The organism is Paenibacillus sp. H1-7, assembly GCF_022354825.1.
Taxonomy (GTDB): Bacteria; Bacillota; Bacilli; order Paenibacillales; family NBRC-103111; genus Paenibacillus_S.
Genome location: NZ_CP031168.1, coordinates 4,053,550 through 4,077,526, shown reverse-complemented (window position 1 = coordinate 4,077,526; position 23,977 = coordinate 4,053,550). Strand labels below are relative to the sequence as shown.

24 protein-coding genes are annotated in these 23,977 nt (G+C 50.7%); 2 read left to right on the top strand and 22 right to left on the bottom strand.

Annotation, left to right across the window (positions count from 1 at the left end; all coding sequences use genetic code 11):
• Nucleotides 1-88 precede the first annotated feature (88 nt).
• The 7 genes from DVH26_RS18090 to DVH26_RS18060 all read right to left on the bottom strand — a co-directional run bounded on the left by DVH26_RS18090 (nt 89) and on the right by DVH26_RS18060 (nt 6,287).
• Entirely contained in the window at nt 89-1,456 is a 1,368-nt protein-coding gene (locus tag DVH26_RS18090; protein WP_239635154.1) for an MATE family efflux transporter, read from the bottom strand.
• Between the two features lie 111 nt (nt 1,457-1,567).
• Nucleotides 1,568-1,828, bottom strand: coding sequence for a YqkE family protein (locus tag DVH26_RS18085; protein ID WP_239635153.1), 261 nt, complete (start codon nt 1,826-1,828; stop codon nt 1,568-1,570).
• A 163-nt stretch (nt 1,829-1,991) separates the two neighbouring features.
• Nucleotides 1,992-3,260, bottom strand: a complete 1,269-nt coding sequence (locus tag DVH26_RS18080) for an amidohydrolase (RefSeq protein WP_239635413.1) — start codon at nt 3,258-3,260, stop codon at nt 1,992-1,994.
• Nucleotides 3,261-3,359: 99 nt separating this feature from the next.
• The gene (locus tag DVH26_RS18075; protein WP_239635152.1) at nt 3,360-3,749 is read right to left on the bottom strand and encodes a VOC family protein; all 390 of its coding nucleotides are present in this window, start codon (nt 3,747-3,749) and stop codon (nt 3,360-3,362) included.
• Nucleotides 3,750-3,886: 137 nt separating this feature from the next.
• On the bottom strand, nt 3,887-4,816 hold the full coding sequence (locus tag DVH26_RS18070) for an aminoglycoside phosphotransferase family protein (RefSeq protein WP_239635151.1): 930 nt from the start codon (nt 4,814-4,816) through the stop codon (nt 3,887-3,889).
• Between the two features lie 88 nt (nt 4,817-4,904).
• Nucleotides 4,905-5,279 (bottom strand): GNAT family N-acetyltransferase, encoded by a 375-nt coding sequence (locus tag DVH26_RS18065; protein ID WP_239635150.1) that lies wholly within the window; start codon nt 5,277-5,279, stop codon nt 4,905-4,907.
• Nucleotides 5,280-5,417: 138 nt separating this feature from the next.
• Nucleotides 5,418-6,287: a GNAT family N-acetyltransferase gene (locus DVH26_RS18060; RefSeq protein ID WP_239635149.1), complete on the bottom strand. Its 870-nt coding sequence runs from the start codon at nt 6,285-6,287 to the stop codon at nt 5,418-5,420.
• 252 nt (nt 6,288-6,539) lie between these two features.
• Between DVH26_RS18060 and DVH26_RS18055 the strand changes: the two genes are divergently transcribed.
• Nucleotides 6,540-7,217, top strand: a complete 678-nt coding sequence (locus DVH26_RS18055) for a futalosine hydrolase (RefSeq protein WP_239635412.1) — start codon at nt 6,540-6,542, stop codon at nt 7,215-7,217.
• Nucleotides 7,214-8,056 (top strand): 1,4-dihydroxy-6-naphtoate synthase, encoded by an 843-nt coding sequence (locus DVH26_RS18050; protein ID WP_239635148.1) that lies wholly within the window; start codon nt 7,214-7,216, stop codon nt 8,054-8,056. Before DVH26_RS18055 ends, DVH26_RS18050 begins: the two co-directional genes overlap by 4 nt.
• A 246-nt stretch (nt 8,057-8,302) precedes the next feature.
• Here the strand turns inward: DVH26_RS18050 and DVH26_RS18045 are convergent, their stop codons facing one another.
• From DVH26_RS18045 to DVH26_RS17975, 15 genes are all read right to left on the bottom strand, one after another.
• The gene (locus tag DVH26_RS18045) at nt 8,303-8,935 is read right to left on the bottom strand and encodes an ABC transporter permease (RefSeq protein WP_239635147.1); all 633 of its coding nucleotides are present in this window, start codon (nt 8,933-8,935) and stop codon (nt 8,303-8,305) included.
• A gap of 22 nt (nt 8,936-8,957) precedes the next feature.
• Nucleotides 8,958-9,854 (bottom strand): glycine betaine ABC transporter substrate-binding protein, encoded by an 897-nt coding sequence (locus tag DVH26_RS18040; RefSeq protein ID WP_239635146.1) that lies wholly within the window; start codon nt 9,852-9,854, stop codon nt 8,958-8,960.
• A complete protein-coding gene (locus DVH26_RS18035; RefSeq protein WP_239635145.1) occupies nt 9,854-10,534 on the bottom strand; it encodes an ABC transporter permease in 681 nt (226 codons plus the stop codon). The genes DVH26_RS18040 and DVH26_RS18035 overlap by 1 nt, the downstream gene beginning before the upstream one ends.
• On the bottom strand, nt 10,531-11,742 hold the full coding sequence (locus DVH26_RS18030) for an ABC transporter ATP-binding protein (protein ID WP_239635144.1): 1,212 nt from the start codon (nt 11,740-11,742) through the stop codon (nt 10,531-10,533). Before DVH26_RS18030 ends, DVH26_RS18035 begins: the two co-directional genes overlap by 4 nt.
• Before the next feature lie 165 nt (nt 11,743-11,907).
• The gene (locus DVH26_RS18025) at nt 11,908-12,438 is read right to left on the bottom strand and encodes a DUF2179 domain-containing protein (protein ID WP_239635143.1); all 531 of its coding nucleotides are present in this window, start codon (nt 12,436-12,438) and stop codon (nt 11,908-11,910) included.
• Nucleotides 12,439-12,600: 162 nt separating this feature from the next.
• Entirely contained in the window at nt 12,601-13,161 is a 561-nt protein-coding gene (gene hxlB / locus DVH26_RS18020) for a 6-phospho-3-hexuloisomerase (RefSeq protein WP_239635142.1), read from the bottom strand.
• A gap of 4 nt (nt 13,162-13,165) precedes the next feature.
• On the bottom strand, nt 13,166-13,798 hold the full coding sequence (hxlA, locus tag DVH26_RS18015) for a 3-hexulose-6-phosphate synthase (protein ID WP_239635141.1): 633 nt from the start codon (nt 13,796-13,798) through the stop codon (nt 13,166-13,168).
• Nucleotides 13,799-13,986: 188 nt separating this feature from the next.
• A complete protein-coding gene (locus DVH26_RS18010) occupies nt 13,987-14,517 on the bottom strand; it encodes a hypothetical protein (protein WP_239635140.1) in 531 nt (176 codons plus the stop codon).
• Nucleotides 14,518-14,710: 193 nt separating this feature from the next.
• Entirely contained in the window at nt 14,711-15,901 is a 1,191-nt protein-coding gene (locus tag DVH26_RS18005; protein WP_239635139.1) for an oligogalacturonate lyase family protein, read from the bottom strand.
• Between the two features lie 158 nt (nt 15,902-16,059).
• The gene (locus DVH26_RS18000) at nt 16,060-16,959 is read right to left on the bottom strand and encodes a polysaccharide deacetylase family protein (RefSeq protein WP_239635138.1); all 900 of its coding nucleotides are present in this window, start codon (nt 16,957-16,959) and stop codon (nt 16,060-16,062) included.
• Nucleotides 16,960-17,337: 378 nt separating this feature from the next.
• On the bottom strand, nt 17,338-17,589 hold the full coding sequence (locus DVH26_RS17995; protein WP_239635137.1) for a hypothetical protein: 252 nt from the start codon (nt 17,587-17,589) through the stop codon (nt 17,338-17,340).
• A gap of 117 nt (nt 17,590-17,706) precedes the next feature.
• Complete coding sequence (locus DVH26_RS17990) at nt 17,707-19,251, bottom strand: extracellular solute-binding protein (RefSeq protein WP_239635136.1); 1,545 nt, start codon at nt 19,249-19,251, stop codon at nt 17,707-17,709.
• A 123-nt stretch (nt 19,252-19,374) separates the two neighbouring features.
• Nucleotides 19,375-20,250: a carbohydrate ABC transporter permease gene (locus DVH26_RS17985; protein ID WP_239635135.1), complete on the bottom strand. Its 876-nt coding sequence runs from the start codon at nt 20,248-20,250 to the stop codon at nt 19,375-19,377.
• 19 nt (nt 20,251-20,269) lie between these two features.
• Nucleotides 20,270-21,163 carry an ABC transporter permease gene (locus DVH26_RS17980; RefSeq protein ID WP_275590485.1) on the bottom strand — a complete coding sequence of 298 codons (894 nt, stop codon included), beginning with the start codon at nt 21,161-21,163 and terminating at the stop codon, nt 20,270-20,272.
• Between the two features lie 399 nt (nt 21,164-21,562).
• The gene (locus tag DVH26_RS17975; RefSeq protein ID WP_239635133.1) at nt 21,563-23,857 is read right to left on the bottom strand and encodes a helix-turn-helix domain-containing protein; all 2,295 of its coding nucleotides are present in this window, start codon (nt 23,855-23,857) and stop codon (nt 21,563-21,565) included.
• Between the last annotated feature and the right edge of the window lie 120 nt (nt 23,858-23,977).

Sequence of the window (23,977 nt, the reverse complement as noted above, 5' to 3'; positions counted from 1 at the left end):
GTTTAAAACTAATCTCCCCCCTCTTACATTTCTAAGTCAGCCTGATTAACGAAAAAAAAGAGCCTCGAGGGCTCTTGATCCATCATCTTTATGCAGCTTTTATGAACGCTTTAACTTCCTTCCTCTGGATGAGCAGCAGCCGCATGAAGAAGCCTACGGCCGCCAATGTCAAACCGATTGTAATTCCGACCCAATACCCGAACGGACCCAGATCTGTATATACCGCCAGCAAATAGCCAGAAGGGATACCGACGACCCAATAGGATACCAGAGCGGTTATAAAAGGGACGGTTACGTCTTTATAGCCGCGCAGCACCCCCTGTAAGGCAGCTTGGGCCGCATCGGATAGCTGGTAGAAGATGGCGAAGATGAAAAAATGCATCGTAAGCCCGACGACTTCCGGGTTGTCCGAATAGAAATAGGCGATCTGTTCCCGGAACAAGTACAAGAACACGGAGCTGACGCCCAAAATGCCGACTGCGCACGAAACGCCGAAGCTGCTGTACTGTCTTGCGTCCGCAAGACGTCCCGCTCCGATCTCATAGGCAACAAGAATGGTGAGCGTCATCGATATGCTAAGCGGCATCATAAACAAAAGGGAAGTAAAATTGATCGCGGATTGATGCGCAGCAATCGTGACGGTATCGAACATCATCCCCATCAGCAATGTTACAATAGAAAAAATGCTGGATTCAAAAAAGACGGAAAGTCCCATAGGAACCCCAATTTTCAGCTGCTCCTTCCATGCCTTCCAAGATGGTGCGGTCCAACTGCTGAACAATCGGTAAGCGCTTATGGGATGAACTCGGAATGTCATCACGATGCCAATAAGGAATATTAGCCAGTAGGTGAGCGCCGTAGCATAACCCGCCCCGATACCTCCCAGCTTCGGAAAGCCGAGATGACCGAACACGAGCAAATAATTGAGCAGCATATTGAACGGGACCGCGATGATCATGATCATCATCGTTATTTTGGTATTGCCGTGAGCATCAAAGCTATAACGAAGAACGCTCCCTGCAAACAGCGGGACGATGCCGAATCCCAGTCCGATCAAAAAATGTTTGGCAATATGCTGTACTTCAGCATCCAGCTTCATAGCCGATAAAACGGGATTTAAACCTATACTGCCTGCCGCCAGCACGATCATGGCCAGCAAAACCGCCAAGTATAGTGCTTGTTTTATGGTTCTGCCGATTTGTTGGCTTTCTCCCCGGCCATTCAGCTGGGCGACCATCGGAGTGACGGCAAGCAAAATACCGTTAATGCCGACGGCAATGGGCATCCACAGGCTCGCGCCTATCGCAACGCCAGCCAAATCGTTGGTCCCTGCTCTCCCTGACATCATCGTGTCAATGACGGTCAACAAATTGTAACTGATTTGCGTGATCATGATTGGACCTAGTATGGCAAAAAATAGTGCTGCTTTCTGTTTTAACGATTGTGCATGATACATAAATCATTCCTCCACTGCTTTTAAACAAACAAAAAGAAGGGCAACCGGTATCGCCCCTCTTCAGATTTCCATTTTGAAATTGACAATCAATGGAACTTCGAATTCGACCGCTTACTTGTATTTACGCCAATCCATGCCGCTTTGTTCAAGCAAATAACCGAAATCGCCTTCCAGACGTTTTTGTTCAGCCTTGCGGGCTGCTTCCGCTTCTTTGCGGGCATTCTCCCGCTTCTCGGCTTCCTCCGCTTTCATCTGGTCCGCCTGAGACTTCAATTGCTCCACGATGGACGGGTTCAACAGATCTTTTAACGTAGCCGGTTTATCTGAAGCAGCGGAGCTCGGGACCGCAGCCTGTTTTCTCTTTTTGACCAATGTAATCACCCCGTAACACGAATTCCTCTATTCCATACCTTACACGTATGGTACTCTCCTATTCCGCTTCTGTCAAATTGTTTTGGTTAACGGGCATGCAAAAAAACCGGTGGCGAGACGCATCAAGGATGCTTCCTTACCTCCGGTTTATTCATAGTACTCCCTATGCAAAGGTTTGGGCGGCGTCCAAGCTGCCCGAGGCCAGATTGCCTCTATGGAACACCGCAACTCTTCTCGGCAGTCTTGCCACGGCTTCCGCCGAGCAGCTGGCGTCTACCAGCACGCCGCTCGCTTCAACACCGGGTGCCGGCCACACCTGTACGCCCTTCTCGTCCAATGGTATTACACCGCCGGTGGCCAGTGCCAAAGCACGGGACAAACTATACTCGCTGGACCAGCCGTAAAGCTGTGCAGCCAGATTGGATTTTTGCAAAATATCGCCGGTGCCGAACGGAGACCAATGGTCTATTATGCTGTCATTGCCGAGCATGACCTCGACCTTGTTAGCCATAAGCAGCGGGATTGGCATCATTCCTTTGCCTGCGGGAACGGATGAGGCTATGGATATGCCCAATGACGCAAGTCTTCCTGCAAGCTCCTTGTCTTCTCCCGGAGCGGCGGATGCTAGAGAGAATGCATGGCTGACGGTGACGCGTCCTTGAAGTCCGGCTTCCTCCGTCAGATCGGCTAGGCGACGAATCGTATTTAATCCGGTTTCGCCTCCGTCGTGGAGATGAATATCAATACCGGCTTCGTATTCTACGGCAAGCTCGATGATCGTCTGCAGCGATTTTTCCATATCCCCGTCCACTGTAGCAGGGTCGATCCCTCCGACATGGGTCACTCCCATCCTCATAGCCTCTTTCATAGAAGCAATGACGGAAGAGGCCACTTCGGGACGCACGAGCCCATGCTGCGGGAATGCGACGATTTCATGCGAAATTTTATCCTTATAATGATCCAGGGCGCGAAGCAGACTCTCCAAATTGTTCACGCCAATGACCGGATCGATATTGCAATGGCTTCTAACGTAGGTAGAGCCGTAGCCTAAAATCATCTCGATAAGCTTCTCCGCTCTCTCCTGCGCCGTTGGCAGGAGCAGCGGCAGCAGCTCCTGCTCCTCGCGGATTCGGTCCCATTTTCCGTTAGGCGCAGGCCGAACAGCTCTCCACGGACCGCCGTAGAATGTTTTATCAAGGTGAATATGCATTTCTCTGAACGATGGAAGCAGCAGCAGCCCTCTGGCATCGTAGCGCGGCAGCTCGGGAGGCAGAACGGCTCCCTTGCTCAACACTTCCGATATCATTCCATCATCGATGCGCAGATTGAAGATGGCCGTTTTCGTTCCTGTCACCTGATCGTCTTCATATACATATCCGGTTTCCAGGAGTACGTTGGTCAACAGGTATGAAGAGTACTGTGTGGTTTTCATCTTAGACATGTCATCATCCTTTTCCTTACCCGCCATACTTGCTGCAGCAGGCATCATTCGCTTACGAACCCGATCTTACTATGGCTTCAACTTCAATTTCTACCAAAAGATCCGGTAGTTCGATATTTCTATAAGATTATCGTCGGGGTCTCTGATGTACACAGACACGATATCTCCTATAGCTCCGGTTCGTTTTACCGGTCCTTCTTCTATAGGGACGCTCATCGCTTCCAGCTGCATCAACACTTCTTCAAGCGGGGTCTGAGTAATAAAACAAACATCGGCGGATCCCGGCGTAGGAAGCTTGGCTTTTGGCTCGAATTCTTTGCCTGCTTCATGCAGATTGATCTTTTGCTGCCCGAATACCAGCGCCTTGCGGCTGCCGCCGAACTCCACCGGCTCCATACCCAACACCTCGGTATAGAAGCGGATCGCCGCCCCTATGTCCCGGACTGTCAACACAATATGGTCAATGCGCTCCAGTTTCAACTCTATCCCTCCTATGTATCTAGTCGTGTCACCATATCATATCATATCGTGTGGTAGAGGGTGGGAGCCGCCGCAGCCATCGCCGATAATCTCATTCAGCACCCCCGTTTCTCCCAAGCGACAACAAAGCGCATATATCAATCGCGATACCACCGCGGCTTCACCATCTCAAAGTAGTCATGGTCATCCAGTACGCCATACAAGCGATTGAGCATTTGCTTGGTCTCGTCCGGCTTCACCTTCAAAATCCAGACAACGGACGAAATCACCGTCATAGCGGTATACAAGGAATACAGCTTCCAGAACATATCATCAGGTTGTTTTCCCTCAAAGTATCCATGAATTTGTCCAATAGAAAAAGGTACGCTGACTTCCTTGCTGAACATCCCGATTTTCAAAAATTCGTGCACCGGATCTCCCCAGTCGTAACGATTGAAGTCAATAACGCCTGCAAGCCGGCCCTCTTTCACAATAATATTGCTAAGGTGAAAATCATCGTGCTGAAACGAATTAGGCCGGTTTTTCATAATCTCCAGATGCTCGTCAATAAAAGTAATCATTTTATGATCATCTCTGATCCTTACGCCGCACGCTTTATATTGTTCGCTATAGCGCCGGTATTTGGAAACTTTGCTTTCATACCAATCCGGTGCGTGCCGAGGAGCCTGCAGCTGATGCATCTTCCACAGCTCCTTGCCCGCCTCGAGCCCGATTTGATATTGCACGCTATCCGAATAACGGGGCAGCTCCTCCGATGCATCAACACCTTCTACATATGAGAGCAGCATGTAACCGATCTCAGCTTCCGGCAGCTGTCCGAATTCCAAAGGCTTGGAGCACCTTACTCCATATTCCTCCATCATGGCCAATACGTCGTATTCTCGCCGCTTGCTTTCGGAGCTCTTGGCAGCAAAAACCCGCAGCAGAAAATGCTGTTCACTAAGACTCACTCTATACTTGCGATCGCTGGAGTATCCCTTGTCTATTAATGTTAATTGACAATTCTTCCCTTGGAGCAAGTGAATTTGTTCTTTCAACCGTTCACCTTCGATTTCCATTGGCAGCATGTCCGGCCTCCTAAAGATAGTTTTTCAAGAAAAAAACTGTTGCTTACGGATTCGCCAATCAATCGAGTGGGTTGCGCCCACCAACGCTTCAGCTTGCATCGGAATTATCCAATGTGAATTCAAGCAAAGGAAGCCGCAAATTAGAATCGGCGCTGGACGGTTCCCACCCTATTCGCTTAGCGCCTAGTTTCCTGTAAAAAGCTTCCGCATTCGGATCACTTACGATTCGAAATCGCGATATTCCAGCCTTCTTAACCGTTTCCAGCAGGTGCTCCCATAGAAGCTTACCTAGTCCAAGTCCGATCCATTCGGGACTAACGAACAGCCATTTTAATTCCGCCTCGCACCCGATCGATCGAAAATAATAGAAACCGCGAATTACGCCGCGGTCCTCAATAACATATACTGCGTCCTCTTTGACCTGCTGCTCCGTCACAACCAGATGCTCCTTAGCAGCTAGCATATAGATGGCATCATAATGCCAATACGATTTGGACTTGAAAGCTATATCGCTTAAGAGCCCGGCTTCTGCAGGATCCGCACGTCGAATTTCGATACCCCATCGCTCCTTTCCCCCAAAAAAAAAACGATTACCGATCCCTTACAATCTGTTGAATCGATACAAAACGGAATCCAGGACGGGACGATATCCGATCACGGAATAAATATGATTGGAGGTCGGATTCGCCAAATCGGTATACAGGCTGCAATACCGGTAGCCTTCATCCAGCAGAAGATGACTTAATGAAGCCACGCACGAAGATGCATAGCCTTTCCCTCTCCACTCCGGCGGAGTGTAAACAAAGCTAAGGACGATTCCGTTACGGGTCGGTCTTGTTTTTCTTGTCATGCTCACCGGAATCCCGTTGTCGTCCTGCCACATATATAACGAACCGTCCCTCAAGCACTCGAGAGCTTTGTTAGCCGCTTCCTGACGTGACATGTTCTCGTTAACCGATTCCGCAAAGTCGTACATCCAGCTTGCCGCCGTCTCATGGTCTTGCATGCCGGCCTGTCTTAACCTCCCAGGGGCATAGGGAATCTCATTCACTCGATCCAACAGGTATATTCTCTGATTCATCCGGACATACGGCTCCAGCTGCATCTGTGCTGCCCACTCCAGCGCCAATGAGCGTGCGGCGTCAACCGGCCCGACAACGCCCGGAACCTCCAATCCACGCTGCCGGATGTCGGCTATTGCCATTTTGACGGCTGCTTCGGTATCCGCATCGTCTCCGTAACAGTACAATATTAAATTTTTGCTGTTTAAAAGAATGGCCATAATCGGGGTTCCGCTGCCGCTTTCCACGGTATACAAAAGGTTTCCGGCTGTCGATTCGCCTCTTTGCTCCTTTTGCACCAAAATATTCGATAACCCAAGCAATAAATTGTTCGCTGCTTCGTTTTGTTCCAGGAATGCTCCGGCAGCAGCAAGAAAATCGGCCGCGCGGGTGTATACAGTCGACTTCATAGCAAAACTCCCCCTCTACCATCCAGATCCGTATCCCTGGCAGAATTCATAAGGACAAGGTTCGAAAAGTAAATTTTATCCATATTACCACAGCCTCCTAGCCGCGACAAGCTTCAAATTGTGAACTGCATTCCTTATGAACAGCAGCTCATCACTCGCGTGTTTCTTTGCAATTTCCGCAAAGTGTACTATAATTTTCTTTATGCTTATTATTTCTATTACCTGGTCATGAAGGTTGCCTATATTGATTCAATGAAGGAGATCATTCTAATGAAAGAACCGCAGGAGCTGAAAGTCCTCGTAGTAACCGCGGTCTCCGCCGAAAGAGACGCCGTGCAGCGCGGGCTTGCCGATAACCCCCGGTTTGAGGTTATCGCCGCAGGCGTGGGGCCGGTGACGTCGGCCATCCGCACGACGAAAGCGCTGGCTGCCGCGCGCTACGATCTTGTCGTCGTCGCCGGCATCGCAGGCGGCTTCAGCGGTAGGGCGGAAGTCGGCTCGCTCGTCGTAGCGAGCGATATCATCGCCGCCGACCTCGGCGCCGAGACGCCTGAGGGCTTCTCCACCCTGGACGAGCTCGGCTTCGGCTCGTCCAGGGTGCCCGTTGACGCCAGCCGGGCGAAGCGGCTGGCGGATGCGCTCGCTGCTGCGGGGATCCCCGCGCAGCTGGGGCCGGTGCTCACCCTGTCCACGGTGACAGGGTCCGCTGCTACGGCGGCCGCGCTAGCCGAGCGCGTGCCCGGAGCCGCTGCCGAAGCGATGGAAGGCTTCGGCGCAGCGAGCGCAGCCCAGGAATACGGCTTGCCCGTATTGGAGCTGCGCGCTATCTCGAACGCCGTTGGACCGAGAGATCGGTCGGCATGGCGTATCGGGGATGCTTTGGCCGCATTGGAAGCGGCCGGTACCGTACTACAGGAGGTATTGAAATGAAGATTGCCTTTTCACCTTGTCCTAATGACACGTTCGTCTTTCACGCTTGGGTTCACGGGCTGATTCCCGGCGCACCTGAGCTTGAGGTTACGTATGCCGATATCGACATCACGAACAACTGGGCAGCATCCGGCACCGGACCGGAAGTGCTCAAAATCTCTTATGCCGCATTGCCATGGGTATTACAAGACTATGCGCTGCTGCCTTGCGGCGGTGCGCTGGGTCGCGGCTGCGGCCCGCTCGTCCTTACGTCGGGCCGTTTGACGGCAACGAGCGACCCTTCCGTGCTCAGCGGCCGCCGCGTTGCGGTGCCGAGCGAACGGTCCACCGCTTACCTGTTGTTCCGCCTTTGGGCTGCTCAGAACGTTCCGGGCGGAGTCGGCGAAATTGTCGTGATGCCTTTTCACGAAATTATGCCCGCCGTTCGCGACGGTATCATCGATGCAGGGCTTGTTATCCATGAAGCCCGCTTCACTTATCCTTCCTACGGGCTGACGCTGTTGGCCGATATGGGAAGCTGGTGGGAGAGCGACACCGGACTGCCGATCCCGCTCGGCGCCATTATCGCCCGCCGTTCCATGGATTTGGCCTCTCTGGCTGAATGGACTCGCGCATCCGTTGAGTATGCATGGGCACATCCGGAGCTATCGAGACCCTATGTGATGAGCCATGCTCAAGAGCTGTCTCCCGAGGTGGCGCAGGCGCACATTGATCTGTACGTGAACAAATTCACGGGGAATTTGGGTGAGGACGGCTATGCCGCTGTAACCGCACTGCTTCATCGCGCTTCTCAGGAAGGCCTTGTTCCCGAGTTTGATCTCTCGCTGCTGCGGTCGTAATACCGCTGCTTAACGGCAAAAAGCCGACATTCCATTGCCAGTCAATCGGCATGGGATGTCGGTTTTTTTGCAATGGAGATCGACAATGCAGAACGATCCATTCCATATCGACCATGGAACTTGCTTGTAAGTCCCGCGCTTGCGCAATCTGTTTCTCGAGAGAGGATCGATTCCGGATAACGGTTCATCCAGCAGCAACCTGGTTACGTTACACCGTCGTAACTCAGGTCCTCAAGAACATGTCGCTTATGCCCTTCCTCTGCTTACTTTCCCTTGCAGCACGCCGAGCAGCATATCCGCCAGCAGGGCAAGCAGAGCCGCCGGGATTGCGCCGGCATAAAGCCTTGCCGGATTATCCATGTTAATGCCTGCATAAATTTCGCGGCCAAGTCCTTCGCCTCCCACCAGCGGAGCAATGGTAGCCACCCCGATAGCAATGACGGCAGCGACCCGGATTCCCGTGAAAATGAACGGCAGCGCAAGAGGCAGCTGTACCTTGAACAAGAGCTGCGACGTGCTCATTCCGACCCCTCTCCCCGCTTCCGTAATCGCCGGATTCACCTGGGTAAGTCCGACATAGGTGTTGCGGATAACAGGGAGCAGTGAATACAGGAACAGCCCTACGACAACGGTTGTAAAGCCGAGTCCGAACGCAATCATTAACAATACGAGCAAAGCCATGCTCGGAAATACTTGTATGATGTTGGCGAGCATCAAAATGAGGTTAGTGAGCTTGGGAACCCGCGCCGCTACAAGTCCCAACGGCACCCCAACCACCAAAGCCAGCAGTAAGCCAAGAATCACCATCAGGATATGCTGGTAAGCAAGCTCCAGTAAATACGTCCAGTTTTCTCCTACATATCGGAAAAATAACGCCAATAGTATCACCTCCGGAATCCAATTATTTGAGAAGACCGACCTTTTTCAAATACTCCTCCGCGACCTTTCTCTCATTCCGCTTATTGACGTCCACTTCGTAATTCAGCTCGATCATCGTGTTCACGTCGATTTTGCCTGTCAGCAGGTTCATGATTTCATTCAGCTCCGGATGCTTGGCGAGAATATCTTTGCGGATAACCGGCGAAGCATCGTACGGAGGGAAGAACTGCTTGTCGTCCTTCAACGACTTCAGGCTGTATTCCTTGATGCGCGGATCGGTGGAATAAGCGAGCACTATATCGACGTTTTTACTCGCAACCGCCTTGTATACGAGCGCGACCTCCATCGGAAGCGTCTTGCCGAATGTGATGCCGTAGTGCTTCTGAAACGCCGGATAACCGTCGTTTTGCCTCTCAAGCCAGGTCGTATCGACGCCAAGCGTCATATTACCAGCCGTAGGTGCGACATCGGATATCGCATTCAAATTGTTTTGCTTCGCCACATCGTCCCTCACGGTAAAAGCATACGTATTCTCAAAGCCGTACGGATCGAGCCATTGCATGCCGAAATGCTTGTCAAACCCTTCCTTGGCCTGCTTCAGGACGCTGGCGCGATCTTTTGTCGGCTCAATCGGGAAATAGTTATCGAATATCATGCCCGTGTACAAAATCGCCATCTGCACGTCGTTGCTTTTCATCGCTTGCAGAACTACGGTACTGGAGGCCAAATCCGGAAGTACGTCGACCTTCAAATCCGTCCGGTCCTCAATGAGCAGCTTATGCATTTGCGCGAGGATTTTGGGCTCGGAATACGTTTGCGTGCCGATAATGATCTTATCACCGGTACCGCAGCCGCTTAACACGGCCGTCCAACCGATTGCAGCTGCCAGCAGCAAGCCCATTCGCCGTGTGCGCTTCATCAATGACCACCCCGGTTTCCGGTTGACGCCATAGCCGCTGGGTTTGCGCGTGCGGTCACCTTTTTCTCGGCAAGGTTCAGTAGAAAATCCGTAATTAATGCCAGCAATACGGCCAAAATGGCTCCTGTGAATATGAGCTCCTTCTTATTCGTACCCATCCCGGCAAAAATAAGCTGGCCCAAGCCGCCGGCACCGATCAGCGTAGCCAAAGTCGCCCAGCTGATAATGTACACGGTGGTGACACGAATGCCCGACATAATGTAAGGCAAAGCCTGCGGCAGTTGAATTTGCAGCAGCGTCTGCTGCTTGCTGTACCCCATTCCTTTGGCTGCTTCGATCAAATTCGGGTCGACCGACTGGAACCCGGAATACGTGTTGCGCAGAATCGGCATCAACGAATACAGGAACAAAGCGAAGATGGCGGGAACTCTGCCAACGCCCAGTAAAGGGATCAGAATCGCGAGAAGAGCGAGGCTCGGGATCGTTTGCAAAATATTGGCGATAACAAATACCAGGCTGTTCACCACGCGTATGCGATTTCCCGCCAACCATATACCGACAGGGATGGCAATGATGGCTCCGATCAGTACCGAAACGAAAGAAATAATCAGATGCTCTTGAAGAGCACGCAGGATATCGGCCTGCCGGCCGGCTACAAATTCGAAGTATTCTCCGATCATACCGCTCCCCCGCCTTTCACTGCCTCAGGAACGGCATCATTAAGAGCTTCGACCGTCCGTTCTTCCGTGTTATGCGGCTCTGCTTCCACAGGAGTATATACTTCCGCCAAATGTCTTACGATGCTTCCTTTGGTTATCAGACCGGCAAAACGTCCCCCGCGAATAACCGGGACATAAGGAAGTGAATAATCATTCATCAGCGCTATCGCTGTTGCCAGCGGTGTTCCCGATTCAACCACATGCTCGAAAGGCTTCATTACATCCGCAAGCGTCGTGTTTTCTTCCCTGTAACGGTCCAGCACCCGGAATATCGTTGCAAAGCCTAGCAGCTTCGATTGACGGTCCACGACGATCAACGAATCGACCTTGCGCTTCTCCATCAGCTTAATGGCTTCCGCCATCCCTCGGGTAGGGAATGCCGTTACCGCGTTCTCGTTCATGACATCGTCCACGGTTAACAGTTCTCCCGGCGACTCTGTTTGCAGTCGTTTCTCGCCAATGAAGCTCTTCACGAAATCGTTGGCAGGGTGGCGCAATATTTGCTCCGGCCGCCCCATTTGTACGACTTCGCCATCTTTCATCAATACGATGGTGTCCGCTATTTTCAACGCTTCATCCATATCGTGCGTGACGAACACTATCGTCTGCTTCAATTCCTGCTGCAGCCTAACTAGCTCTTCCTGCAGCTGCTCACGGCTGATCGGGTCCAATGCGCTGAAGGGCTCATCGAGCAAAATAATTTCCGGATTTGCCGCCAGCGCGCGAATGATGCCGATCCGCTGCTGCTGCCCTCCGCTCAGCTCTGCAGGATAGCGGTTACGGTACGTGTCCGGTTCCAGGTTAACCAGCCTCAGCAGCTCATCTATTCTGCTATCGATGCGAGCCTTATCCCAATGAAGCAGCCGAGGCACTACGGCCACATTGGCTGCAATCGTCATGTGCGGGAACAAGCCGATGTTCTGAATGACATAACCGATGCTGCGCCTTAGCTCGACCGGGTCTATCTGGGATAAATCCTTGCCGCGGATGGATACCTTGCCCGAGCTCGGATTGTTCAGCCGGTTGATCAGCTTCATTAAGGTCGTTTTCCCGCAGCCGCTCGGTCCGATCAGGACGGTGAGCTCCCCTTCCTTGAATTCAAGATCGATGTTCTTGAGTGCTACATAGCCATCTTCATACGTCTTTTTGACATTTTCGAATCGTATCAATCGTCCCAACTCCTTTATATTTTTATGGTTTACCCCAATTTCCATTAATTGAATCATTTATTTGCAACGTTCCTTTATTACTTGAGAAAATATGCACAATAGCTGAAGCTGTGTCCGATCGATCACTGGATCTTGCTTCCCCCTCCACGGAATACAAAAAAGACCTCATGGTCTGAGGTCTTTCAATCGTTTGGTCCAGAAGCCACCGCGGAAGGTGCGCGGCTCATAGGAGATAACGAACGCTTTAGGAGCAAGCTCCGTGATTTGCTGCATCAGCCGCTTCTCCTGATTTCTCCGGGTCAGCACCTGCATGACCAGCCGCGGACCATCTCTTCCTTCCGCCGTCCAGCTCGTGACGCCATAGCCTTTTTCTCGTAAGGTCATTGGAATTTTCGTCGATTCATAATCGACTACAATCTGCAATATGGAGTAGCCGAGCGCGATCCATTCTTCAATCATGATGCCAAGCCAGACGCCCGCGCCCCACCCGACGCAGTAAGCGGCCAAATTCAATGGATCATCGATGTTGCTCAACACGATATTTAACGCCATTAAATACACAAACACTTCGAACATGCTGATGAAGGATGCCAAAATCCGCCTTGCTTTCATAACAAGAATAATCCGTATCGTAAACAGCGAGACGTACACAATGTTCATGACGATGATCGTAATTATGGTTTCCGCAACTTTCATGCTTATCGCCTCTTTCTAGCTGTAGTTTGTATGCCATGGCTTGGCTTTATTCTAACTCATTCGCTTCTTCTTTCCAAATTCAGGATTCTGCACACGACAAAAAACCATCCGGAATCGGTTCCGAATGGTTCAAGTTTCGAGCCGTACAGCCATATCGACTCCCTACTCTAGATTGGCATGTCTGCCGTACATCGCAGATGAGCTTAGCCCGCGCTTGGCCATTAGCCCTAGAATAACCGCATCGTAGAACAATAACAATGTCTGTTCATACAGCGAGCCCATCGGCTGTATGGTCTCCACGCCGCTTCCGGCCGATTGGTCTTTAGTTACCCCTGGCAGAGTAACTACAACATCCGATTTTCGACCTAGGGTTGATTCAGCGTTTATGGTGACCAGCGCCACTTGAGCATTCAAGCTCTTGGCTTTATCCGCCATCGATACCAGACTCTTCGTCTCCCCTGAACCGGAACCGATGATCAGCAGGTCGCCTTCTCGCATTCCCGGTGTTACCGTCTCCCCTACCACATAGCATGTAATCCCCAAGTGCATTAACCGCATGGCGAAAGCACGCCCCATCAGCCCGGATCGTCCTGCTCCGGCCACATAGACGTTGGAGGCTTCTGCAATAGCATTCTCCAGCTTGTCGGTCTGCGCATGGGCTATATACTGTACCGATTGCTGCAGCTCGCGAGCAATAGCCTCTGCATAATGATTCGTCGGCATGGGGTTAGCCTGCCTTGATCATTTTTTGCATTTCTGCTGCTACCGCTCGTTTGTCCTGCTGCCCGGTAATTCCACCGCCCACAATAACCAGATCCGGCTGTGCCTTGATAACCTCCGGCAATGTGCCTAGCTTGATGCCTCCGGCAATCGCGGTTTTAGCATTTTTGACCACCTGCTTGATCGTTAGCAGCTCATCGAAGGAATTTTTGCCAACGGCTTGAAGGTCGTATCCGGTATGCACGCATATATAATCTACTCCCAACGCATCGATCTCTTGTGCGCGCTGCTCGATATTTTTTACATTGATCATGTCGACCATAATTTTCTTATTTTGTTTGCGCGCTTCTTCAACGGCACCTTTAATCGTCATATCGTCGGTTGCGCCGAGCACGGTGATAATATCCGCTCCGGCTTCGGAAGCTTTCATAATTTCATAGCCACCCGCATCCATAATTTTCAGATCGGCCAGTACTTTCAAGGAAGGAAAGGCTTCCTTCAATTCTTTGACCGCACGCAATCCTTCGTTAATGACAACCGGTGTGCCGATTTCAACTATATCGATATATTCCGCTACTTCCTTGACCAATTCCTTCGCCTGAGGAATATCCACAAGATCTAATGCCAGCTGTAATTCCATTATTTGCTCACTCCCAAGATTTGATTTCGATCACAAGCACATTGTAGCCCGGCTGAAAAAATTTAGGAAGAAGGCACTTTCAAGTGGGGTAGGCACTTCCACGAAACCAATCGAGCCGATCTCGGGGTACAAAAAAACGACGTCGTCTGAAGAAAAGCTTCAGATTCAACGCCGTTTGTTCCATGCTATTATGGCTTGGTAGGAGCGATCAGCTCAAACCGTTTATTATCATTGACTGTAATCGGCTCGACTCCATCAGTCGAATTAACCCATCCTCGTGCCAATAAAGATACTTGGCCTGAATTGACTTTGATCTTGCCCAAATAGATCCGCTCGCCGCATGTTTTATGATTGCCGAAATTAATATGGTACAGCTGTGTTCCGTTCGCCGCGATAGTCGTGGGCTTCCCGGGAACGATCGTCGATCCGATATCCCGATAAGACGTCCCTTCTTCTGTGAACGAGGTTCCGTCCTGCTTGTAAAAGAACAGAGTTACATTCGCGGCTTCATCCGATGCGTTGGACAATTGAAACGAAACGTCCAAGTCGTCTTCCTGGCTGCAGTAATTGTTCATTGGCAGCTGAAACGCCATCTCGCTTGGCAGCGCCAGCTGCGGCCGTTCGGCAGGTGCCGGCTCGTTAGCAATGGCGGGGATGATTAGTACAAAGCTGAGCGCCACAGCGGCTGGTAACATCGCGGTCTTCCATGAGATAGTCATAAATCCGGTCTCCTCTACTCTCGTAAACTGTCATTTTAACTCTACTGGATAACTATCCCGCTTGTCCAGTTCCGCAGGACCTACGAGGATAATCCGGGTTCATGCCGGTAAACCCCGTTCAGCGGGCTACACGGTCCATCGGACAGCAAAAAGCAGGCTGCAATACGCAGCCTGCCCTCTTACCGCCAGATCGTTACTCCGGCTGTATAGGCAAAGATTCAAAGTCGGGGACATCCACCAAATACAAGTTGCCATAGCCGGTCATGTCGCTGGTAAACAACACCTTGCTGCCGTCAGGGCTAAATCTCGGATGAACGTGCAGCTTCTGCGCCTGAAAGCTTCCGCGGTGTCTGCACAAAATACGAGGACCTTCCATCGTGCCGTCTTCTCTGCGTTTCCACAGACAGACGGTGTCCTGATACTGTGCGCCGTGATAAGCGCTTGTTTGCTGTCCATCGCCCACAATCAGGCTGGCATCATTGGAATGGACGTGCATATTTTGAAAAGGAAACGCGCTCTCGGCTTTGTCCGTATTGTCATACTTAATCGAGCCGATGAACTTGCCGTCTTTATTGTGAAGCGACTCCGTATAGCCATGGTAGCCGATGGTCACGCCGTCTTCATGCCAGTACTCATGTCCTACGAACACATTATCTTCGGAAGGACGAATTTTCCAATGCTCTCCGGTCTCCATATTGAGACACCAAATCCGATGGTCCACCAGATCCCACGGACCTTCATGACAGAAGCTCAGCAGATGCGGCTGCGTCGGCGAAGTATTGACATGGCCGATCCATACCTTATCCTCATGGATGACTTGGGACTCTCCTCCTGCGGTAGGTATCTTCACGATCTTGCAATGAGGCTTCGCTCTCGCCGTCTCCTCGAACCCGATATATCCCGCACCAAGAGAAGTAGGGATCCGGTCAGACAAGTCTTCCTTCACACAAGTGCACAGCCAGACTCCATCCGACGTGCTGCTCAGATTGCCTAAGAGAAACCCTTCCGGCGCTTGATACAGCACCTTTTCCTCCAGCGTTTGCAGATGAATCGCTATGATTTGTTTGCCTTTGGAGAAATAAGCTTCCAATCCATTGGCGTTAATAAACGCTTGCTGGATTCCAACACCTGCATCCTGCGCGTAATCCGTTAATTGAGTAATTTCCCCTGAATTCAAATCCAGGCTGAATAAATTCGTGCTGTTGTTGCGGTCCGAGCCGAACAGCAGCTTGCTGCCATTAGCATACCAGCCGTTGTTAGTGAAATAAAGGTGAAAGCTATGCGCCAAATAATTGGTCAGTTGACGCATCGGAATTCCTGTAATCAGGTCTTTCGTCGTTTTCCATTCTGCAGGCCAAACCTTTCCTTTACCAGAAGAACTCATCTTAGCCACCCCTTCAATCCGTCTAGATTCCTCGATAAGCGTACCGGATAAAGGGATTGCGGACAATCTCACTTTTTTGAAAACGGCCTGATTGCGGCTAGCACTTTATTTCCCGTCTTGCACTTTTTTGAAAAGGCTTGTCACATGGCGGATATCCGTTAGAAATAACGGTACCTGATCTGTAAAACGATGTTTTTAACTACATTTTCGGCTTTGCCAAGCATTGTCGTTTGCTTGTTGATTTTATCGACGAGCCCTTGTCCGGTTAAAGTGGGCACTCCGGCCGTAACTCGCTTGACAAGAACATCGCCTGGATTGTTCAGTCCATAATCACCGGTATAATAATAATGGATTCCCGCTTTATTCCCGATATCGATTAGCGACTGGGTATACCGGCCGTGCGGCAGGCACAGGATGGATAGCTTATTGCCCAGCTGCTGTCGGAGAATCGTTTCCGCTTGCGTCAAATCGTTCAGCACTCTGCTGCTGTATTCCTCTTCGGTCTCCATGCGGCCTAACGCATCCGACCAGTTAGGGTGAGTTAACGGAGACAGCTGTTTGCCCTTAGCATCCACGCCGAATCCATGAGCATCGTACGTATGAGAATAAAAATCAAAGCCGTCCTTCGCCATCTGCTTGACTTCATCCCAGGTCATGAACGGCGTTTCCGCCGACCGGTCTCCTACGGATTTTACAATGAGAAAGTTGGTGGCGGGCATCCCCTGCTTCTTAAGCTCAGGATAAGCATAACGGTAATACGATTCGTAACCGTCGTCGAACGTAATGACTACGGCGTTCGGCGGAACCGGCTTGCCGTCCTTCAGGAAGGCAACGAATTGCTCTGTGGTGATAACGTTGAACTGATTCGCCTTCAAAGCCTCGAGATGGTCCCTTAACCTCTCCGGAGAGATTGTGTACTCTGATTCCACCGTATCGACATGATGATAGGTCAATACGGCAACCTGATTGCGGAAACCGGTTGACCTGCTGTCCACCGCCAACCATACCCCGATACAAATAATGACTGCAAGACTGATTAGGATGATTCGTTTACGCATAATAGCTCCTTTAATATGTATCTGTTCTCGAGCGAACTCGATTCAGCGATAGAGGCTGCAGTGCCTCGCATTCCTATGTGGAATCATACCAGATTTGCATGCGTTAGGAAACTTCCGCCCCAGCTACGGACGCCCTTTCCCTGTGCAAGTGATGTCAGACATTCAATCATTTGTCACAACCAGGTAAACTGGCCGGGATCATCTAACTACTTACGATGCGCCATTGCTTCTGGTTTCGCCATTTAGCCAAATGAACATCTGTTACAGCCCTTCCGCAAGGAACTCCCGGATCCGGTTTGCGCTGGAGCCTGATCTGCGCCGAAGGACGGTATGCTCGATCTGGTATATGGACGTAACCGGCCATAGAGGATACCTTGCCTAGGCAAGGACAACAGCATTTTTCATGATTTGAAGCGCCGCCGGTTCTTCATTTCCTGCAGGATTCGTGATATCATTAGAACCAAATTTCGTTTGCAGGCAGGTGCAGCCTTGAAGAACATCATCTGGATTTCCCTGTTGTTCCCACTCCCTTTTGCCATCATCTTTTATATGAATTCCCGCGATGGGGTCGAGTGCGCCATTTATTACCTTCTGTTCGTGCTCATCCTGCTGATCTCTTTGTACCTGCATAGACGGAAGCCGAGAAGCGATAAAGATTACGACGATTATATGATATAGTATCGGAACGGCAAAAAAACCAGTCTGCACCGGCATCGGAGCAGACTGGTTTTTTCATGCTTTTACCGCTTATTTCTTCTTGCTTTCGGCATAGGCGTCATTCATTTCCTTAATATATTCCGTACCGCCGTTTTTCTTCCACAGCTCCATCTCCGCCTTGAAGCCGGCCTCGTCGATTTTGCCGACGATAAACTTGATTCTCGCGTCCTCGACCTGCTGATCGAGCTGAGCTCCTTTTTGCGTATAAGTTGCAGAGATTAGCGGCTCACCCGGATTTGCCAGCGCAATCTTTTCGTTGGCTGCCTTCACCACGTTCGCTTTCTCCCTCAGAGGAGTACCAGCTTTGAAGGCAGTATCCAGCACGTTAGGCACGCCGACCAGCAGCTGGTTGAGGCTCTTGATGTTAATATCCGGCGCTTGCGGCATGTCGGAGGACAAGATCGTAACGAGCTTGCCGTCCTCCACCTTATAATGCGTGCCTTCGAGGCCGTATGAGATTAAGATCTGGTATTCTTTATCGTCGATTTTATCGAAGAAGTTAAGCACTTTGCGCAGCTCGGCTTCCGACTTCACCGCGGTCTTGGAAATGAGGAAGATACCGCCGTAGCCTGTCGTCGCAGGGGTAACGGGTCCCTTAGGTCCATTGATTGCGCCGATGATGTCCATCTCGCCCTTCACATTGCCCGACTTCATTTTCTCATCGATTTGATAAGAACGGTCCACGACGTCGACGGCTACCCCCGCTTGATTGTTAATGATCGGATCGTTCCATTTGGCCGAATCGTATACGGCGAAGTCCTGGTTGACCAGCTTTTCGTCATACAGCTTTTTGAAATATTTCAGCGCATCCATATACTCCGTGGTCAAATGAGCGGGAATGAGCTTGCCGTCCTTGTCGACGCCCCATTTGTTCGGAGCACCGAACCACGTTTGCATAATATCCCAAGGGCCGGAATATTTGGTTACTACCATGCCGTACGTATCGTCTTTGCCGTTTTTGTCCGGGTCCTTCTCCTTGAATGCTTTGAGCATGTTATAAAAATCTTCCGGTGTTTTCGGCTCAGCCAGCCCGACACTTTGCAGCCAATCCTTGCGGTACGAAATCGCGAATCGTCCTAACGGTCTTGCCGTGTACAAGCCGTACGTTTTTCCGTTCACCGAGGTGTTGTTCAATATCGTCGTATTCATTTGGCGCAAGTTCGGATAGTCCTTCAAGTAAGGTCCGATCTCCCAGAACGCCCCGCCTTTAATGGCATTAACGATCGAAGGCAGCTTGGCGTTGGCAGTGAAAATAACGGAAGGCATGGAACCGGAAGCAAGCGTAATATTCAGCTTGTCGTTATAAGCCGCGTCCGGCGTAAACAGCACTTCCATCTTCGTATTCGTGTACTCTTCTACTTTTTTCCAAATTTTACTTTCCGCCGTAATCGCGTCATTCTGGAAGCTTTTCATCATGATCGAAATTTTGTAAGGAGCTTCTTTGGCCGGAGTGCCGCCTTCCGCCGGTGCTGCCGGCTTCGTTTCCGAGCTGCAGCCTGCAAATATACTCGCTAGCAGGGCGATGCTAACAGCTGCTGCCGCCGTTCTTTTAGACATTTTGACATTCCATCTCATGTTTGTTCCTCCCTTTTCTTGTCACAGAAATGAACAACTTGTATGATACGCAGGCGGCTTACCGCTTCTGAAGGGGATAAGCACCGGCTATTATCAACCTGAATCAATAGAGTAGCAGCGTCCTCAGCCCTTTACTGCGCCGAGCAGTACCCCTTTGGCAAAATGCTTTTGCAGGAACGGGTAGACGAGCAGTATAGGCAGCGTCCCTACGACGATGACGGCCATTTTGATGGACTGGTCCGGCGGCTTGACGTATTCGGGGTCCATCGTCGACATATCGAGCGACCCGGAGGCGAGCAGGATCAGCTGGCGCAGCAGCACCTGCATGGGCCATTTTTTGGCATCGCTAATGTAGAGGAGCGCGTTAAAGAAATCGTTCCAGTGACCGACTGCGTAAAACAACGCAAACGTTGCGATGACCGGCTTGGAAAGCGGCAGCACGATACGCCACAGAACACCGAGGTCGGTGCAGCCGTCGATTCTCGACGATTCGATCAGCTCGTTCGGGATGTCTTGAAAGAACGATTTGATGACAATCAAATTGAATGCGCTGATCGCCGTCGGTATCATGACAGACAAGTAGGAGTTGAGCAGTCCCATGCTCTTCACAACGAGAAACGTCGGAATGATGCCGCCGCTGAACAGCATGGAGAAGACGACCATGTTCATGACAATATTGCGTCCGACCATATTGCGCCGGGATAATGCATAGGCCATCGTGAACGTGAAGAACAGATTGACCAGCGTACCGGCTATGGTGACGAACACCGATACAAGCAAGCTGCGCGGCAGCGCGTTGTCTTTAAACACGTACTCATAAGCGTTCAACGTGACCGTCTTCGGAATGAGGAAGAACGCGCGGTTGCTCAGCTCAATCTCGGTAGCGAACGAGCCGGCCACGATATACATGATCGGCAGAATCATACTAAGGGCCACCAGGCCAAGGAACGTGTAGTTGGCAACGTCGAAAATTTTACCGCCTAACGTGTTATGTCTCACGGCTCAAGCCTCCTTCGGTCTAAAATATGCCGGAATGTCCGGCTCTCTTGGCCAAATAGTTGGATGACAGCACGAGGATGATCCCGATCACTGCTTTGAATAAACCGACCGCCGTGCTGTAGCTGAATGCGCCTTGCGTAATCCCTATCGTATACACGTACGTATCGAACACCTCGGCAACATTGCGGTTAAGAGCATTGCTCATCAGCAATACTTGCTCGAACCCGCGGTCCAGGAAGTTGCCCATGCGCAAGATAAGCAGGACAATAATCGTTCCTCGGATGGCCGGAAGCGTAATGTGCCACAGCTGGCGAAACCGGCTCGCACCGTCCACGATGGCTGCTTCATACTGCTCCTGATCTACACCGGCCAGCGCGGCGAGGAATATAATCGTTCCCCAGCCCATTTCCTTCCACAGGCTCTGGGTAATGATTAGCGGCCTGAACCAGTCCTCACTGGTTAGGAATTCGATTTTGCGGCCGATAGCCTGGCCGAGCAGCTCGTTAATGATGCCCCCTTCGGTAGTCAGCATCAAATACGTAATACTTGCGACGATAACCATGGAGATAAAATGCGGGATGTAAATCATTGTTTGAATGAATCGTTTGTAGATCGAAATGCGGACTTCGTTGAGCAGCAAAGCCAGAATGATTGGAGCAGGGAAGAAAAATACCATGTCATACAAACCGAGGAGCAGCGTGTTTTTCATTAACCGGAAAAAAATCGGGTCCCCGAAAAATTGCCGGAAATTATCGAAGCCGACCCACTCGCTCTGGAAAAATCCGAGAAACGGCTGATAATTTTTGAACGCCAGCAGCACTCCCCACATAGGGACATACTTGAAAATAATGAAGTAGGCCAAGCCGGGCAGCAGAAGCATCAGCAAATATTTATCCTGCAGAATTCGTTTCATTAACGTGTTCTTTTTGCGAGCTGCGCTTGCGGAAACGTCCGTAGGGAGCTGTTCTGCACGCGATACTTTGTCCATTCCTCTCACTCCTTTTTCTCGATCTATGTCTCTTGTCGCAGCATTGTAACCGCTTACTAAATCCAACATATACGCCGCCTTATTTTCCGGCAACCACACTTTTTTGGAAGCGATTTTTTGGGCTCTAGTACTTTTTTAATAGGCTTAATACTTTTTTGAAACCGTTGTCCCGTCTGGGTTTAGAAGCGTTTTCGCCTCACTGGCGGACCTTCCCGACTATCGACAACTCAAGCCTTTCCTCTCCCCGAAATAACGCAAAAAAAGCCGATGCCTGTAATAAGACATCGACTTGAAACGTTATTTCCCGCATGCAGATGATGCATGTTAAATGCGGTGCATATCCCGATATTGACTCGGGGTAAATCCCGTATGCTTTTTGAATATGCGATTGAAGTAACTGTGCTGATAACCAACCTGTACCGCGATATCGTTGATTTTATGCTCGGTGTCGCGAAGCAGCTCCTTCGCTTTATCCATGCGCAGCTCCGTCAAATAGTCGATAAAATTAATACCGGTCACCTGCTTAAACGCCTTGCTTAATGCGACGGCATTCATTCCGGTATAATCCGCGCATGTATCCAAAGAAATTTCCTGCATGTAGCGCTGCTGCAAATAGATTTTGGCGGTTTCCACGACCTTTTTCAATTGAACGTCCGATCTTGCCTCCAATTCGCGAACAAAGGGGCGGATGATCTTGTGGCTGAACCAGCCAAGCATCTTGTCGGGCTCCCGTAAGCTCGTGAACTGCTCGTACATATTGGCGGTCCCGAACAACTGATTCGGATCCATTCCGAGCTGTCTTATAGCGTGGAAAATACTGAACAGCAGCTGCAGCATCGACTGCTGAACCTCCATCTCCTTGGCTCCCCGCTCCAGAAGTGCATCAAGAAATGAGGTGATGAGCGCTTCAGCTTCAGGCTGCTGACCGGTACGAATCGCTTGGACAATCTCCCTCTCCAGCGCAAACGGGTACCGCTGCTCGTTTGTTTCCTTTGCCGTATCGATCGATTCGAGATCCATAATTTGATTTTCGCTCACGAAATTACGGTAGCCCGAGGCTTGCTTCGCTTCCTCATAGAAGGAAGGGATTTGATCGATCGCGGTGGCGGGCTTGCTAATAATAATCGACACTTGAAGCTTTAATATTTTATTAATGCCATTAACAATATCGCTGCTAAGCTCATAAAGTGCCTCTTTATACTCCTCCTCAGACGGCAGCATGATCAGCAATCCTAAGGATAAATCGTGAAAATTGATGACATCTGCTTGGGACAAGCGGCTGCTTGACAGCTCTTCCACCATATTCGCGGCGGCAAAGGTGATCAAGCCCTCGTCCCCCTGAGTAAAACGCCCCTCCAGGTTCGCTAATCCCGTTAGTTGAACGTGCATGACGATAAACTGCTTCCCGTCCACTTCCCAGCCGTAGCCGCGCATTCGTTCGCGCAAATCCTCCTCGGAGTAAGAATACAGGAAGCCCTGAATCAACTGCAGCAAAAATCCTTCTCTGACATGCTCTAGCTGCTCTTCAAGCTTCGACTGCAGCAGGTTGCTTTCCCGTGATAGATGCACCCATTGCTTCTCGATTAACGTAAATTCATCGTGATGCTCGGCCGCTGAATTCGTAATTGTTTGATGTCCGTTCAACAGTGCGACAAGCCGGCGTACCGGCGAATAAATTTTCCGGGAAGCATACCAGGATAAGATCAGAGCTAACAGCAGCGCTGCCGCGCTGGCCGACAAGATCAGCTTGGACACAAAATCGACCGGCTCCGTTATCGCGCTGATCGGTGATGCCGAAACGTACATCCACTCCGTCCCTATGCGCTGAAGCGTCCCGTATGAAACCGTATACATATTCTTGTTGTAATCGAACAGGAAGGAGCCTTCCCTTCCGCCTCTACTTACGACTTCCTGCTTCAGGACTTCGTTGAAGGATGCCGAATCCGAGTTTTTGGAGCTGGTCAGCAGCATGTTCCCGTCACTTTGCATAACGAACGTTTCCCCAACATTATACGGCGTTAACGTTGTTAACAGATTCGCCGCCTTGTCTTCGTTGATTCGGACAATGACAGCACCGAACGGGTGGGTGTCGACTCCGGGAATTTTGTGGACCAGCGCAAGGCTTTGCTTTTGTAGATCCGTAGGATCCGCGGCCAGCTGCATCCAGAACGCCATATTGTCATGTGTGAAGATGTCCTGATACATCGCCTCCACCGCTTTATCGGTTACCGCATCATACTCGGGATGGAAGCGCGTTGACTGTGGACCGCTTAAATACAGCTCGACATTTTTGGCTAACGGCGTAGAGCCCTGCATGACATTCAGCGTCTTCGTAATATCGCGGGCAATTTCAAAGTCCCGGTAAAACAACGTTTCGTACAGGTTGCTGTTGAACTTCGGATCAAACGCCCAATGGGCCAATGACGTCTCCATATAAGCGAATTGATCGTCGACGTTGGACGCTCTCTGCACGATCTGGCTCTTGTGCAGCTGGAGCAGCGCTTGTTCCAGCCATCCGCCGGCGATCCCGTAGATGACTCCTCCGACGATCAGACCGGGAATGCTTGAAATAACCAGAATCAAAGCAAGGCTGTTGCGAAAATATTTCCCTCTTAGCATAGCTGCCTCCCTTTACGGAACGATCCTACTGTGCTCTAGTACTGCTGCTGCACCTGTATCTAGATATAGTTCTACCCCGGACGTCTAAAGCCCTCTATCCTCATGGCGGTTTACATTAAA